General features: G+C 59.4%; 16 protein-coding genes and 1 tRNA gene. 4 read left to right on the forward strand and 13 right to left on the reverse strand.

Going from position 1 to position 14,097, the window contains the following annotated elements; genetic code table 11:
• Positions 1-33: 33 nt before the first annotated feature.
• Genes rplI through rpsF form a run of 4 tightly spaced genes read right to left on the reverse strand, consistent with a single transcriptional unit; the run spans position 34 to position 1,406 of the window.
• Positions 34-486 carry a 50S ribosomal protein L9 gene (gene rplI / locus ACMG4M_RS14695; protein ID WP_035245005.1) on the reverse strand — a complete coding sequence of 151 codons (453 nt, stop codon included), beginning with the start codon at positions 484-486 and terminating at the stop codon, positions 34-36.
• A 15-nt stretch (positions 487-501) separates the two neighbouring features.
• A complete protein-coding gene (rpsR, locus tag ACMG4M_RS14700; RefSeq protein ID WP_035245006.1) occupies positions 502-732 on the reverse strand; it encodes a 30S ribosomal protein S18 in 231 nt (76 codons plus the stop codon).
• A 15-nt stretch (positions 733-747) separates the two neighbouring features.
• The gene (gene priB / locus ACMG4M_RS14705) at positions 748-1,062 is read right to left on the reverse strand and encodes a primosomal replication protein N (RefSeq protein ID WP_297769819.1); all 315 of its coding nucleotides are present in this window, start codon (positions 1,060-1,062) and stop codon (positions 748-750) included.
• Between the two features lie 2 nt (positions 1,063-1,064).
• The gene (gene rpsF / locus ACMG4M_RS14710) at positions 1,065-1,406 is read right to left on the reverse strand and encodes a 30S ribosomal protein S6 (protein WP_035245010.1); all 342 of its coding nucleotides are present in this window, start codon (positions 1,404-1,406) and stop codon (positions 1,065-1,067) included.
• Between the two features lie 287 nt (positions 1,407-1,693).
• On the opposite strand from rpsF, the gene ACMG4M_RS14715 reads away from it, so the two are divergent.
• Entirely contained in the window at positions 1,694-2,428 is a 735-nt protein-coding gene (locus tag ACMG4M_RS14715) for a hypothetical protein (protein ID WP_414430294.1), read from the forward strand.
• 37 nt (positions 2,429-2,465) lie between these two features.
• Positions 2,466-3,059 carry a hypothetical protein gene (locus tag ACMG4M_RS14720; RefSeq protein WP_297769812.1) on the forward strand — a complete coding sequence of 198 codons (594 nt, stop codon included), beginning with the start codon at positions 2,466-2,468 and terminating at the stop codon, positions 3,057-3,059.
• Between the two features lie 133 nt (positions 3,060-3,192).
• Here ACMG4M_RS14720 and rlmB read toward each other — a convergent pair whose 3' ends face one another.
• On the reverse strand, positions 3,193-3,960 hold the full coding sequence (gene rlmB, locus ACMG4M_RS14725; RefSeq protein ID WP_414430295.1) for a 23S rRNA (guanosine(2251)-2'-O)-methyltransferase RlmB: 768 nt from the start codon (positions 3,958-3,960) through the stop codon (positions 3,193-3,195).
• A 132-nt stretch (positions 3,961-4,092) separates the two neighbouring features.
• Entirely contained in the window at positions 4,093-6,510 is a 2,418-nt protein-coding gene (gene rnr, locus ACMG4M_RS14730) for a ribonuclease R (RefSeq protein WP_414430296.1), read from the reverse strand.
• Between the two features lie 130 nt (positions 6,511-6,640).
• Here rnr and ACMG4M_RS14735 point away from each other — a divergent pair.
• Both ACMG4M_RS14735 and ACMG4M_RS14740 read left to right on the forward strand, forming a co-directional pair.
• Positions 6,641-6,727, forward strand: a tRNA-Leu gene (locus ACMG4M_RS14735).
• A gap of 83 nt (positions 6,728-6,810) precedes the next feature.
• Positions 6,811-7,038, forward strand: a complete 228-nt coding sequence (locus tag ACMG4M_RS14740; RefSeq protein WP_035245017.1) for a hypothetical protein — start codon at positions 6,811-6,813, stop codon at positions 7,036-7,038.
• A gap of 72 nt (positions 7,039-7,110) precedes the next feature.
• Here ACMG4M_RS14740 and tatC read toward each other — a convergent pair whose 3' ends face one another.
• The 7 genes from tatC to ACMG4M_RS14775 all read right to left on the reverse strand — a co-directional run bounded on the left by tatC (position 7,111) and on the right by ACMG4M_RS14775 (position 14,027).
• Positions 7,111-7,845, reverse strand: coding sequence for a twin-arginine translocase subunit TatC (gene tatC, locus ACMG4M_RS14745; protein WP_273009852.1), 735 nt, complete (start codon positions 7,843-7,845; stop codon positions 7,111-7,113).
• Positions 7,842-8,129 carry a Sec-independent protein translocase protein TatB gene (gene tatB, locus ACMG4M_RS14750; RefSeq protein WP_273009854.1) on the reverse strand — a complete coding sequence of 96 codons (288 nt, stop codon included), beginning with the start codon at positions 8,127-8,129 and terminating at the stop codon, positions 7,842-7,844. Before tatB ends, tatC begins: the two co-directional genes overlap by 4 nt.
• Positions 8,130-8,134: 5 nt before the next feature.
• Entirely contained in the window at positions 8,135-8,362 is a 228-nt protein-coding gene (locus ACMG4M_RS14755; RefSeq protein ID WP_272961570.1) for a Sec-independent protein translocase subunit TatA, read from the reverse strand.
• A gap of 171 nt (positions 8,363-8,533) precedes the next feature.
• A complete protein-coding gene (locus ACMG4M_RS14760) occupies positions 8,534-10,687 on the reverse strand; it encodes a PhoX family protein (RefSeq protein WP_414430297.1) in 2,154 nt (717 codons plus the stop codon).
• 262 nt (positions 10,688-10,949) lie between these two features.
• Positions 10,950-12,242 (reverse strand): adenylosuccinate synthase, encoded by a 1,293-nt coding sequence (locus ACMG4M_RS14765; RefSeq protein WP_035245022.1) that lies wholly within the window; start codon positions 12,240-12,242, stop codon positions 10,950-10,952.
• A 146-nt stretch (positions 12,243-12,388) separates the two neighbouring features.
• Positions 12,389-13,564: an ATP phosphoribosyltransferase regulatory subunit gene (locus ACMG4M_RS14770; protein WP_332248852.1), complete on the reverse strand. Its 1,176-nt coding sequence runs from the start codon at positions 13,562-13,564 to the stop codon at positions 12,389-12,391.
• 322 nt (positions 13,565-13,886) lie between these two features.
• Positions 13,887-14,027, reverse strand: coding sequence for a DUF2065 family protein (locus tag ACMG4M_RS14775; RefSeq protein WP_414430298.1), 141 nt, complete (start codon positions 14,025-14,027; stop codon positions 13,887-13,889).
• Positions 14,028-14,097: the final 70 nt, after the last annotated feature.

The following is a 14,097-nucleotide window of genomic DNA, read 5'->3' on the forward strand; positions in this document are numbered from 1 at the left end:
CAAGGGGCAAACCGGTTGTCGGTCAACTGTCGATTACTCGGCAGGAACCACAGCCAGCTTGATGGTCACGGTCACGTCGGCGTGCAGAACCACGTCGATGTCGTACTCACCAGTGTTACGCAGCGCACCGTGGGGCAGCTTCACTTCGGCCTTTTCCACTTCCACACCAGTAGAAGCAGTGATGGCGTCGGCGATGTCGCGGGTACCCACGGAACCGAACAGCTTGCCTTCGTCACCGGCCTTGGAGGTCACGGTCACGCTGGCTTCGTTCAGTTTTTCACCACGTTCCTGGGCGGCGGCCAGCTGCTCGGCAGCTTGCTTCTCCAGCTCGGCGCGACGCTGTTCCACTTCGGCCAGGTTGCCTTTGGTAGCCGGCAACGCTTTACCTTGCGGAATCAGGAAGTTACGACCGTAACCGGAACGCACATCCACCACAGCACCCAGGTCACCCAGGTTCTTGATCGTTTGCAGCAGGATCACTTGCATGATGGTCCCCTCGGCTTAATTGTCGTGGCTGTCAGTGTACGGCAGCAGCGCCAGGAAGCGGGCCTGCTTGATCGCAGAGGCCAGCTGACGCTGGTAGCGTGCCTTGGTGCCGGTAATACGGCTGGGCACGATCTTGCCGGTTTCAGTGATGTAAGCTTTCAGGGTGTCGAGATCTTTGTAATCGATGTACTCAACACCTTCCGCGGTAAAGCGGCAGAACTTGCGGCGGCGATAAAAACGGGCCATTGGATAATCTCCTCTTTAATCCTGGTTGAGGGTGTCCAGCGTTTGGGCAATCAATTGCAAACGGTCCCGGGCGTCACCTTTGTAACCGGCGCGACTCAGGCAACCGGTAACTTTAATGCGCTGACCCTCTTTCAGGCTCTGCGCCTGTCGGGTCATCCCACCTGCCAGTATCACGGCAATGCGGGCCTGGACTTCGCGGGGATGGCCATCTTCCAGTTGCCGGGAGCGATGCTCCAGCCACAGGCGTTGGCGCGGTACCCCTGCCGGCGTCACGATCACTTTTTCCAAAGTGACAATCACACCAGTGAGTTCACAGCGATTGCTTTCCAAAATCAGCTGGCAGCCCCCTCCTTCTCGTCATTCTTGGCTAGCGGGGACGGCTCGGAGGCCGCCTTGTCGCAACGAATCACAAGGTGACGGATTACGGCATCGTTAAAGCGGAAAGTGTTTTCCAGCTCGCCCAGGGTCTCGCCGTCACATTCGATGTTCAGCATCACGTAGTGGGCTTTGTGGATCTTGTTGATCGGGTAAGCCAGCTGACGACGGCCCCAATCTTCAAGACGGTGGATGGTGCCCTTACCATCGGTCACGATCGCGCTATAACGCTCGATCATGGCCGGCACCTGTTCGCTCTGGTCCGGGTGAACCAGGAACACAACTTCGTAATGACGCATGTTAGCTCCTTACGGTTGCGATACCTCACGGCATCAATTCAGCTTCCCATCCGCCAGATGCTGGACGGTGAAGCAAGGAGACCTGCTCGACAGGCTAAAGCCTATAGGACGCAGGAAGCGCGCGATTCTATCCCATTGCACGCCCTTTCCTCAAGGCATATCCGTTGCCATCCGGTAAAGACGGACGTATGCTCAGTAGAAACAAAACGCTACAAACGCTTACAAGAAGCGTCGTTAACCCTAAATCCCTGAAATAAAAGGGAAAACAACAAGAACGGGATACGACCATGAAATTTAGCGCTCTGGCCTTCGGCCTGTGCAGCCTATGCCTGCTGAGTCCCCTGTCCGCCCAGGAATCGGCCCCGCCACCCTGTGGCAGCCCGGTGGCCGTGCCGGACAAACCGGCTCTTGAAGATTACCCGGATTACTCGGACTTCCTGCTGCAGGTGATGCAGTACAAGCAGGCCAATCGTCAGCAAGCCAACCATCAGGCAGCCTGCCCGCAGGATTATGAGCCCGACCCGGTGGCCAGCAGCGACCCCACTGTCATCGACCAACCGGAAACCCTGGACAGCGCCCTGGCCCGCACCGAGCGCCTGAGCCCGATTGATTACCAGCGCAATCGCACCTGGTATAACCGCTCCACGTCACAGAGTTTTGGCCTGCCGGCCCTGCCCGGTAACTCCCTGTCCGGAGAGCATATCCGCACCCTTCTCGGCAACGCCGGGTCAGACACCCCGCTGGTGCTGCCGATGACCATCGTCGGCATGCAGCTAAACGGGCTGAACGATGGCGGCGAAGCCTGGAACCTGCTCACCGAACAGCTTTACCGAAACCTGTTTGGCGAAGAGCGCAAGGCAGACCTGGCCACCCAGATGGCCGGCAACCCCAATGCCATCGTCGAGATATCCAGCAACGGCAATCTGATGCTCTACCTGGATGTGAACAATGAGTCAGTGCTGACCACCGGCCTCATTGAAGTGGAAAGCTGCCTGAGCAGCGGCTGCGAGAATTCGCCCTGACCCGCGCGCAGATGTGAAAGAGGCCCCGGAGCACGCCATGTCCCTGATCCGCTTAATCATCCTGCTGACCCTGCTAGGGCCGCTGCTGCCGACGATGGCAGCGGCCGCCGGCAGCAGCGGGCTGAGCCAACCCCAGCAACAGGCCCTGAAGCAGGCACTGGGGCCTCGACCGGACATTCATGAGTACAATCGCCAGGACCAGTTCGTCACCGATCTGCTGGCCTGGCAACAGCGCAAGAGCCGCCTGACCGCCAGACTGGCCCGCGGCGAATCCATCGCCCCACCCCGACCCAGCAGCCCCAATGACTGGCACCATGTCACCGGCCCGGAGGATCTGGACACCGCCGTGCGCAATGCCGATGGCTATGTGCAGCCGCAATACCGGGAACCGATTCGCTATAACCGCACCACCCATATCAGCTTTCCGCTGGCGCCACTGCCCGGCCAGAAGCTGGCCGACAAGGCTCTCAGTGTCCCCGGCGCTCTGCCCAATAACCTTGACGATGACATTCCGGAAATACTGCTGGAGGACAACGTGCGCATCCAGCGGGAACTGTCCGTCAGCCGCACCCCGCTGCCGCTACCCACGCTGGAGCGTCAGACCGTCGTCAACCAGGCAGAACTGCGGTAGCAGTTAATAGTGAACAATGAATAGTTAACAGCCTCGCGATTCAGGCTTGTAGCCTTCCCAACGCATGAGGCCGCGACCAGAATCTGATCGCGGCCTCATATATTCAGAAAACCGGACACCGTTGCTCGCGCAACTATTCACTGCTTTCCCTCTGTGCGCACACATGAAACAGCATCACCCCCGTGGCCACGGACACATTCAGGCTCTGCACCTCGCCGGCCATGGGGATTTCCAGTAGCTGGTCGCACTTGTCCCGGGTCAGGCGCTTCAGGCCGGCACCTTCCGCGCCCATCACGACTGCCAGGGCATTCGGGGGCTGGAACGCAAACAAGGATTCACTGCGCTCTTCAAGTGCAGTGCCCACCACCCAGACGCCCCTTTCGCGCAGCTGATCCAGCAAACTGGCCAGGTTGCCCACCTCGTAATAGGACAGGCTTTCCGCTGCCCCCACCGCCGTGCGACAGGACACCGGAGTGAGCCCGGCGGCGTTGCGGCGCGGTACGATCACCGCATCGACTCCGGCCGCATCGGCACTGCGCAGGCAAGCCCCCAGGTTATGGGGATCGGTGACATTTTCCAGAATCAACAGCCAGGGGCGTTCGGGTTTGCCATCCAGCCACTTCAGCAGGCCACTCTCATCGCCGGGCTTGCGCGGCCGCGCCCGGGCCACGATGCCCTGATGCTGGGGACCGGCGTGTTTTTCCAGCACCTCCCGACGCGCCCGCTGTACCGCAATGCCGAAGTCCCTGGCAGACTGGATCATGGCGGCCAGCCGAGGCTCCTCCCGCTCGGCACGGCTGTCTTGTACAAACAGCTCCAGCACCGCCTCAGGACGATGCCGCAACAGGGCTTCCACCGCGTGGAAGCCGGAATACATCTGGGGTTTCTGGGGTTTGCTCATGATAACGCCTGCACGCATCACACCCGCACGCGGCGCGCCCGGGCAAATAGGGGATCAGGGGAGCCTGACCACAAACGACGCCACCGGGACCGGGGGTCACTTGCAGGCAGGCTCGCTCCTGCAGAGAAGGGCCTAGCTTTTGCTGCTACGCCGGGCCGCTTTTTTACCGCGCGGCGGCCCCTTGCGTTTGGGCTTGGCTTTGGGGATATCGCCCTTGGCCAGCTTTTCCCGCTCGCTGTTGCCGCCTCTGCGATTACCGCCACCGCCTTTCTTGCTGCCGCCCTTGGGACGACCCTTGCCGGAAGGCGTGGACGACTCCAGCTGCAGATCAATCTTGCGGTCTTCGGTATGGACTGCCGCCACACGCACGGTGACGCCATCGCCGAGCCCGAATTTGCGGCCACTGCTTTCCCCGGTGAGGGTCAGATTGACCTCATCGAAGTGGTAGTAGTCGCTATCCAGGTTGGCCACGTGTACCAGGCCATCGATATGCAGCTCATTGAGCTGGATAAAGAGACCGAAATTAGCCACACCGCTGATCACGCCTTCGAAAACGTCACCGATATGCGATTCCATGAACTGGCATTTGAGCCAGGACACCACATCGCGGGTGGCGTCGTCAGCCCGGCGCTCGGTCATGGAGCACTGCTCACCGATGGCCACCATGTCTGCCTGACTGTAGGGAATCAGCTTCTCAGCGGGAATCTTCGGAAGTTTGCCGGGATTGTCCACGTGATTGGGCTCACCTTCGCTACGAATGAGGAAGCGGATGGCCCGGTGTACCAGCAAATCCGGATAACGGCGAATCGGCGAGGTGAAGTGGGTGTAGGCCTTGTAGGCCAGCCCGAAGTGCCCTTTGTTCTCCGCCTCGTATTTGGCCTGGGTCATGGAGCGCAGCATCATGGTCTGAATCACGTTGCGATCCGGTCGATCCAGAATCTGCTCACGCAAATCCTGATAGACGTGCGGCTTGGGCGCGCCTTCCGACCAGCCCAGGCTCAGCCCCAGGCCACCCAGGAATTGCTGCAGCTTGCTGAGACGCTCTTCCTTGGGGGGCTCGTGGTTACGGAACAGGGCCGGCAGACCTGATTTTTCCAGCAGTTTGGCGGAACAGATGTTGGCGGCCAGCATGGCCTCCTCGATCATGATATGCGCCACATTGCGGGTCACCGGCACAATGGCCTGAATCTTCTGGTTTTCATCGTAGATGATGCGGGTGTCATCGCTGTCGAAATCGATGGCGCCCCGTTCCGCACGGCGCTTGCGCAGTGCCAGGAACATTTCATGGAACGACCAGATCATGTCCAGGGACTCGTCGTCCAGACTGGCCACGGTGTCCTGGGCCAACTGGGAATCCGGTTCTTCGATGATCGCGCCGACCTTGTTGTAGGTCAGGCGGTGCCGCGAGCGCATCACCCCTTCACGGAAGACAAACCCGGTCAGACGACCGTTGGCGGAAATTCTCATGTCGCAATACAGGCACAGCCGATCCACATGGGGATTGAGCGAGCACAGCCCGTTGGACAGGGCCTCCGGCAGCATCGGCACCACCCGGTTGGGGAAGTACACCGAATTGCCACGGGTAGCGGCCTCCCGATCCAGGGCAGAACCCGGCGCCACATAGTGGCTGACATCAGCAATGGCGACGATCAGGCGCCAGCCACCACGGGGGCGACGCTCCACATAAACCGCGTCATCAAAATCCCGGGCGGTTTCGTCATCAATGGTGACCAGCGGCAGATCACGCAGGTCCACCCGATGGGCTTTCGCCTTGTGGGGCACACCGGTGCCAAAACGCTCGGCGTCGGCTTCCACACCGTCCGGCCAGACATGAGGAATCTCGAAACGGCGCAGGGCCACCTCGATTTCCATGCCAGCCTGATCCGGAGTGGCAATAATCTCTTCCAGACGCACCAGCACATGGTGGTCACGGCTGGGGTACTGGGTAATCGTGGCGCGTACGTGGTCACCCGGGTTGGGTTTGAGGCCATTCTTGTCCTCAACCAGCACTTCACGGGTAATACGCCGGTTTTCCGGCTGCAAGAAGCTGATGCCGGCCTCGCGGGAGTAGCGGCCGACCACTTCGGTGGCAACCCGTTCGGTGATCTCTACGATGCGGGCTTCTTTTTTGCCAAAGCGGTTATAGCCGGCATCGCTGACCAGCACCCGATCCCCATCCAGGACTTTTTCCATCTGGCGAGGCCCCAGAAACAGGTCGCTCTGGGTTTTGTCATCGGGAATCAGGAAGCCAAAGCCGTCCTTATGAGCCTGAACTCGGCCGGCGATCAGGTCCATACGGGACACCACGCCCAGCTTGCCATTGCGGTTCTGTACCAGTTGGGCATCACGCAGCATGGCTTTGAGACGACGTTCGAGGCCGACTTCACCATCCTCGTCCACCTCCAGCAGGGAGGCGATTTGCTCGAACTCCATGGGCTTGCCATGGTCGTTGAGCACCTCAAGGATCAGTTCCCGGCTGGGAACAGGGTTTTCGTAGTTTTCGGCCTCACGATCGGCATGGGGGTCACGGTAACGTTTTTTAGGGGGCATTAAATTTTTTTCGGAAAGAGGGTTTGACATCCGGCCATCATATACTAGAATGCACGCGCTTTCGCGATGAACCGGCCGGAAACGGTAAGCAACTTTACCTTATATTGAAGGGTTCGGTACAGCACGAAACGCCGAGGTGGTGAAATTGGTAGACACGCTAGCTTCAGGTGCTAGTGGGGGCAACCCCGTGGAGGTTCAAGTCCTCTCCTCGGCACCAATTCAAAGGGCTCCCAAACGGGGGCCCTTTTTTGTTTCAGGCCAAACACCGCCAGCCGTCCCAGAGCCAAGGTGCAGAAAGCCATGAATATCCTACGTTCCATGATCGCAGCCTTCGTATTGGCCACCAGCCTGTTCCTGGCGCCGGTTGCCACCTATGCCGACGATGGCAGCGCCAAACACCCCGCTATTCAGCAAGCTGATGCCCAGCGCGAGAAAGAAGCCAATCGCAAACGCTACCTGCTAGTGTTTCCGGCGGCAGTCATCGGCATCACCGTGGCACTGATCATCATTACCCGCCGCAGGAAGTAACCAGCTGGCCCTGGCAGCGCCCCTGCCGACAGGCTCCGCGTGATCTAGACCCCACACCCTGCCTGCGCCCCGTCAGGACAGCGCCTCACTGTCATCCGCCATCGGCTCCACCCAGCGCGAACACAGCAGCCCCACCTCAAAGAGCACCCACATGGGGATCGCCAGCAGGCTCTGGGAGATAATGTCCGGCGGCGTCAGCAACATGCCCGCCACGAAACACCCCACCACCACATAAGCCCGCCCACCGGCCAAAACTGTCGGCGTGACAATTCCCGACGCTACCAGCAGCACCACAGCCACGGGCAACTCAAAGGCCATGCCAAAAGCCATCACGAATGTCATGGTGAACCCCAGCCAGGCACCGATATCCGTCATCACCGCCACCCCTTGCGGGGCCACCGAGATAAAGAACGCAAACAACAGCGGCATGACCACAAACCAGGCGAACACGGCACCGAAATAGAACAACAGCACGCTGGCAAACAACAGCGGGCGCGCAAAACGCTTCTCACGCCGATAAAGCCCTGGTGATACAAAGCTCCAGCATTGGTGCAGTAAAAACGGCATGGCCAATAACATGCTCAGGTACAACGCCAACTTGAAGGGCACCAGAAAAGGCCCGGTTACATCAGTGGCGATCATGCTGCCGCCTTCGGGCAGCGCCTGCATCAACGGCTTCGCCAGCAGGGTATAAATGTCCCCGGCAAACATGAACAAGGGGATGAAAATCAACACAACAGCAACGACTGAGCGCAACAGTCGCTGGCGCAGTTCCAGCAAATGCCGGGTCAGCGGCATGGAATTCATGATGACTCCATTTTCTTCGCCGACCCATTTTCCTCCATGGGGGGCTTATCGACAGGCTCTTGTTGCAATAACGCCAACTCTCGCTGGATCTTGTCACGGCGTTCTTTCATATCCAGATTGCGCGCTTCGCTTTCCAGCTGTTGCTGCACCTGCTTCATCATCGCGCGGCTTTTACCCAGCCACTGCCCCAGAGTGCGCACCAGCCTGGGTAGCTTTTCCGGCCCCAGCACCACCAGCGCGATCACACAGACCAGCAGCACTTCCATGAACCCGAAATCGAGCATGACTCTCAGCTCCGCATGGTGTCTTTCTGAGAGTCCAGATCACTGGACACCAATGACGCCGAATCCTCCTGTTCCGCTTGCAGGCTTTTCTCGCCATCCTTGACCGCATCCCGGAAGCCCTTGAAAGCGCCTCCCAGATCAGAACCAAGACTACGGATTCGTTTGGTACCAAACAGCATGATGACGATGACCAGAACAATAAGAAGTTGCCAGAGGCTGATACCGGAAAGCATGTTTTTCACCTGCGTTTGTCTGATGGGATATGACGAACATTGTCCCGACTCCGCATGACTCCGCGATGACAGCAACGCGCTATCTCAGTGACGCTTTGACTTTAAAAAACACAACCCGGAACGAAAAAAGCCGCCCACAATGTGGGCGGCTTTTTTCGTTAGATTGCCGACTTACAGTGCGATTTCACCACCATCTTCACGGGTGATCACGATAGTGGCAGAACGAGGACGGCTGACACCATTGCCCAATGACAAGGCATCACCATTCGGGTTTGGCCATGTGCTTACATCCGTGTTGAAGTTGGCGGCAGAGCCACCCTCGCCGGGGTGCTGCACGTTGATGAACAGACTGCGGGCATCCGGCGTCATGGTGATACCGGTAATTTCACAGCCTTTCGGGCCGACCAGGAAACGGCGAAGGTCCACCGCCGATGCATCCTTGCCAACGAAGGTGGTATTTTCCTCAGCACCAAAATCATTGGTAAAGGTAAGCATGCCACCGTCACCGACCTCGCCCGGTATAGCCACCAGCATCTGGTTATTCACCGTATCGCGGTAGGCGCCATCATCGGTCTGAATCCACAACAGACCACGTTGGTCGAAGTACAAACCATCCGGGCTGGAGAAATCATTGTCGGCGGTCAGGCCGGACAGATTGATGCTCTGAGCATCCTTGTCGGCAGGGGCGCCGAACAGGAACACATCCCAATCGAAGCTGGTGGCGGCATGATCGCCACCCTCTTCGCGCCAGCGGATAATGTGACCATTGGGGTTACCGCCCGAGCCGCCATAGGTGCGCGGATTGACGCCATCAACGGTATCCGGGGTACGGTTTCTGCCGTTGTTGTTGGTCAGGGTCAGGTAGCACTCACCATTCATCGGGTTGACCGCCGCCCACTCCGGGCGATCCATCTTGGTCGCACCAACATGGTCTGCGGCAAGACGGGTCGCCAGGATTACATCACCCTGACTGGAGAAGGGGTAAAGGGGATTCGCTGCATCCAGCCCGTTCACTCCGAAGCTCAGCTCTTTCCACTCGCCGGTGCCGTCATTGTTGAAGATCGCCACATACAGCTTGCCGTCATCCAGATATTTGTTGCCCGCAGTGGTTCCCATACCCACGTCAGCGGGATCCCAGCTGGCAGCACTGACAAACTTGTAGAGATATTCGTTGCGGGAATCATCGCCCATGTAATACACCAGCGGCTTGCCGGCTTCGGCGGGAGCAAAGATGGCGCCTTCATGGGCAAAGCGGCCCATGGCGGTACGCTTGACCGGTTTGCTGGCGGTATCGAAAGGATCCACCTCCACAATATAGCCAAAGGTGTTCGGCTCATTGCGGAAATCATCCGTGGCCGTGGCACCGATGACACTGATATTGAACCGCTGGTACATGTCGCCGGCAACGGTGTCCCATTCCCGATATGAAAACCCTTTGCTCACCAGCCCCATGCCGTAGCGCGCGAACAGGTCATTCTCGACCGCACTGCGCGCATCAGACGCGTCGTTGCGATTGAAATACGAAAACCAGTTTTCTTCACAGGTCAGGTAGGTGCCCCAGGGAGTGCGGCCGCTGGCGCAGTTATTGAGGGTGCCAAAGCCCTTGTCGCCGGCAGGGCTCAGTTTGGTTTTCAAGGCGTCATGGCCTGCGCAGGGGCCTGAAATCACCGCTTCAGTGGCACCGGTAACACGACGGTTAAATGCGGAATCCTTGACGTAACGCCACTGGCCATCCTCTTTGATCACTTCCAGACACGCCACACCATGGGCGAGGATTTCCCGGTCAATCTCCACCTGCGGACGGGCACCGCCGTTATCGGCGGCATCGGTCACCCCATTCTCATGCAGGGTGTCATCTTCCAGATTCTCGTGATTCATGCACAACACGCCACGCTCAGAGGCATTCGGCTCCCAGACACCCGCAGCCCCCAGGCCGAAGAACTCCATGCCGTCGTGCTCATCGCCGGAACGCTTGTCGAAGTCCTCACCGCTACCATCGTTCTGGTAATCCGCGATATCGGAAAACAGCGCATCACCTTTGGCGATCAGCACACTGGCCTGGTAGCCATCAGGCAGCACCACCCGATCCTCCAGTGACCGCGGCACCGCCGCAAAACCCAACTCGGCAGGCGTCTCACTACCCGCATCACCGCCATTACGATTGTTGCTGTCGCCACCACAGGCCACCAGGCTGGCACCTGCCACCATGGTGGCAGCGGTAGCGCCGCCGCGCAGGATCTGGCGACGGGAAAGGTGCTGCTCCAGCACAGTGTTGATGGTGGTGTTATCGGAACGGTTGCTGTCTTCTACGGGATGGTGGCCCATCTCTGTTCTCCCTGTGTCTGTTTTCGTTGCCTGCCTGCAGCCGGACGTACCGGCCACTGAGTCGGTGAAAGTACGCAAACGAGGTTAGGCAGAACGAATGACAAAAAGGGGTACAGACCATGTCATTTTCAATGCATGGATGTGTCTATCAAAAGACAGTCAGCGCGGGGGATAATCAGGGCAGAACAGGAAGGCGCAAATAGCGCGAACCGTCACGTCACCAGATGCCCGGCGGGCATCGGTGACGTGACGGAAGGAGCCGTCAGGAGAACGGGTGCCGCTTGATGATGGTTTCCACACGGTCCGGGCCGGTGGAAATAATATCGATGGGCGCACCGGTCACTTCTTCGATTCGCTTGAGGTAGGCCACCGCATTGGCAGGCAGGTCATCCACGGATTTGGCACCCAGGGTGGACTCGGTCCAGCCGGGCAGGCTTTCGTAAACCGGTTTCACTTCTTCGTAGCTATCCGCATCCCAGGCGCAGGTGAGGGAGTTGCCTTCCGCATCCTGATAGCCGATACAGATATTCACTTCTTCCAGACCGTCGAGCACGTCCAGCTTGGTCAAACACAGGCCGGTAATGGAGTTGATCTGGATGGAGCGCTTCAGAGCCACCGCATCGAACCAGCCGCAACGGCGGGCACGCCCGGTGGTGGAACCGAACTCGTGGCCTTTCTCTGCCAGGTAACGGCCATTCTCATCGAACAACTCGGTGGGGAAAGGACCGCTGCCTACCCGGGTGGTGTAGGCCTTGGTGATGCCCAGCACATAGTCCAGATAAAGCGGGCCGAAACCGGTGCCGGTGGCGGCGCCACCAGCGGTGGTGTTGGAGCTGGTCACATAGGGATAGGTGCCGTGATCGATATCCAGCAGGGTGCCCTGGGCGCCTTCGAACATGATGTTCTCGTTGCGCTCACGGGCGCCGTGGAGCACGGTGGTCACGTCGGTGACCATGCTGCGCACGTCTTCGCCCATGGCCAGGGTTTCATCCAGGGTTTTCTGGAAATCCACCGGCTCGGCATTGTAGTAACTGCGCAGCACAAAATTGTGGTAGTCCATCACTTCGCCGAGCTTGGCGGCGAAGCGCTCACGGGAATAGACATCTCCCAGGCGCAGGCCTCGACGGGCCACCTTGTCTTCATAGGCCGGGCCGATACCACGACCGGTAGTCCCGATCTTCTTGTTGCCACGGGCCGCTTCCCGGGCCTGATCCAGTGCCACGTGCACCGGCAGGATCAGCGGGCAGGAGGCAGAAAGGCGCAGACGCTCACGTACCGGCACGCCATTGTCTTCCAGGCCGCCGATTTCCTTGAGCAGGGCATCCAGGGCCAGCACCACACCATTGCCGATCAGGCACTGAACGTCATCGCGCAAAATGCCGGAAGGAATCAGATGCAGGACGGTTTTCTTGCCATCGATCACCAGGGTATGGCCGGCATTGTGACCACCCTGAAAACGGGCCACCAGAGAGGCCTGATCGGTAAGCAGATCGACGATCTTGCCCTTGCCTTCATCACCCCACTGGGTGCCGAGAATGACTACGTTCTTACCCATGATTGCTAGCTGCCGTGTTGAGTTATAACAAACGCTTGCACGCGACCCGCTTAACGGGGCACGCACGATCTTTATCGCAGGAGCCGTGCTCGCATGACAAACGCCATCGCAAGCAAATTCGCCATGCAAGCATGGCTCCTACGGGTTCAGTCGATATCCTTGATGACCCAGTCGCTGCCTTCTGACACCAGCTTGCGCTGACAGCCCAGTTCCTGCGGGTCATTGTCTGCTCCGGTCAGGGCCAGGACCACCCGCTCACCGCTACCTCGCAGCTCGTTCACCCGGGCGACAAAAGCAGCATCCTGCAGGGAGCCCTCCGCCAAAATGCCACTCAGCGCGGCAGCGTCAGTGCGCGCCGCGAGCATTTTCAGATCGGCACTGAACCCGGTCGCCGGGCGAGCCCGCCCGAACACTTCACCGATATGGTCATAACGGCCGCCCTTGGCAACCGGCTCGCTCTCACCGGGCAGGTAGGCGGCAAAGACACAGCCGGTGTGGTAGTGATAGCCACGCAGTTCGCCCAGATCCAGGTGCAGTTTTACACCCCGGGCATCCAGTACTCCGGCCAGCACCGCCAGTTCATCCAGCGCCGCCACAGCACCGGGAAAATCACCCAGCAGGGTGCGAGCCTGATCGATCACGTCGACGCCACCCGCCAACCAGGGCAGGGCCGCCAGGGCACGAGCCGCGGGAGCCGGCAGATCACGCTCTGCCAGGAAGGTATCCAGCTCTACCCGCGCCTTACGCACGTAAATGTCTTCCAGCTGACTTTGCTCGGCATCGCTCAGGTCACAGGCATCCAGCAGCCCACGGAACAGGCCCACGTGGCCCAGATCCAGCACCACCTGATCGGCCACACCGGCCAGCGCCAGGGTATCCAGCAGCAGACTCATCACTTCCAGATCGCTGTCGCTGCCAGCATGACCAAACAGCTCTACACCAAGCTGGTAAGGCAGACGGGTGGCGCCGGCCACGGCCGGGCGAGTACGCAGCGCGCTGGAGCAGTAGCAAAGGCGAGAGGGGGCCGAACGGCGCAGGCTGTGGGCATCCATCCGCGCCACCTGGGGCGTGATATCCGCGCGTACGCCCATCAGGCGGCCAGTCAGTTGATCGGTAATCTTGAAGGTTTCCCGTTCCAGATCACGACCGGCGCCGTTGAGCAGGGATTCGAGGAATTCGATCAGTGGCGGAAATACCAGTTCATAGCCCCAGCGCTGGTAGAGATCCAGCGTCTGCCGGCGTAATTGCTCAATGGCCCGGGCTCGTCCCGGGAGAACCTCTTCTACCCCGTCGGGCAGTAGCCACTGTTCTTCCTGGTTCATCATTTACGACCGCATCAGTAGTAGCAGGCCGGCACCCAGTATCATCAGCACCAGCCCCAGAATTCTTAGAGCCTGTTTAGACTCTCTACGCAACCGCGCCGGAGTCAATTCTTTCGCCAGGTCGTGATTTCGCGCGTGTCGTGTAGTCATTCTACATAAACAAGCGCAATCGCGGGCTGGCGGAAAAAGGGGCCCGGCCCTTCGGGTTGCCGCTTAAAATGGCGCCATGCTGTGTTGTGAACCTTGAACTTGACCCGTCAGGCCCTGCGGTTCACGCCTTGCTTGGCGCCATTTTAAGCGGCAACGCGGCTGCGTAGAGAGTCTAAACAGGCTCTCGTGTTCGCCCGGGCATCCGGGCAACCTGCAGCGCTGCCTCACGCGCACGATTAGGCGCCAGAAACAGCGGAATGCCCTCTATGACCAGTACCAGGCACAGGGCCTTGATCAATAAGCCTAAATCCATTGTTCCTGCCAGACAGCCACAAAAAAACCGGGAGCCTCGGCCCCCGGTTGCAGCATTCTACCACGGTCGC

It is taken from the genome of Alcanivorax sp. IL3 (assembly GCF_047495465.1).
Lineage (GTDB): Bacteria > Pseudomonadota > Gammaproteobacteria > Pseudomonadales > Alcanivoracaceae > Alcanivorax > Alcanivorax jadensis.

Coding starts and splice junctions, on each gene's coding strand:
- rplI (WP_035245005.1), bottom strand. CDS start 486: ATGCAAGTGATCCTGCTGCAAACGATCAAGAACCTGGGTGACCTGGGT.
- rpsR (WP_035245006.1), bottom strand. CDS start 732: ATGGCCCGTTTTTATCGCCGCCGCAAGTTCTGCCGCTTTACCGCGGAA.
- rpsF (WP_035245010.1), bottom strand. CDS start 1,406: ATGCGTCATTACGAAGTTGTGTTCCTGGTTCACCCGGACCAGAGCGAA.
- ACMG4M_RS14715 (WP_414430294.1), top strand. CDS start 1,694: ATGAAATTTAGCGCTCTGGCCTTCGGCCTGTGCAGCCTATGCCTGCTG.
- ACMG4M_RS14720 (WP_297769812.1), top strand. CDS start 2,466: ATGTCCCTGATCCGCTTAATCATCCTGCTGACCCTGCTAGGGCCGCTG.
- rlmB (WP_414430295.1), bottom strand. CDS start 3,960: ATGAGCAAACCCCAGAAACCCCAGATGTATTCCGGCTTCCACGCGGTG.
- rnr (WP_414430296.1), bottom strand. CDS start 6,510: ATGCCCCCTAAAAAACGTTACCGTGACCCCCATGCCGATCGTGAGGCC.
- ACMG4M_RS14740 (WP_035245017.1), top strand. CDS start 6,811: ATGAATATCCTACGTTCCATGATCGCAGCCTTCGTATTGGCCACCAGC.
- tatC (WP_273009852.1), bottom strand. CDS start 7,845: ATGAATTCCATGCCGCTGACCCGGCATTTGCTGGAACTGCGCCAGCGA.
- tatB (WP_273009854.1), bottom strand. CDS start 8,129: ATGCTCGATTTCGGGTTCATGGAAGTGCTGCTGGTCTGTGTGATCGCG.
- ACMG4M_RS14755 (WP_272961570.1), bottom strand. CDS start 8,362: ATGCTTTCCGGTATCAGCCTCTGGCAACTTCTTATTGTTCTGGTCATC.
- ACMG4M_RS14760 (WP_414430297.1), bottom strand. CDS start 10,687: ATGGGCCACCATCCCGTAGAAGACAGCAACCGTTCCGATAACACCACC.
- ACMG4M_RS14765 (WP_035245022.1), bottom strand. CDS start 12,242: ATGGGTAAGAACGTAGTCATTCTCGGCACCCAGTGGGGTGATGAAGGC.
- ACMG4M_RS14770 (WP_332248852.1), bottom strand. CDS start 13,564: ATGAACCAGGAAGAACAGTGGCTACTGCCCGACGGGGTAGAAGAGGTT.
- ACMG4M_RS14775 (WP_414430298.1), bottom strand. CDS start 14,027: ATGGATTTAGGCTTATTGATCAAGGCCCTGTGCCTGGTACTGGTCATA.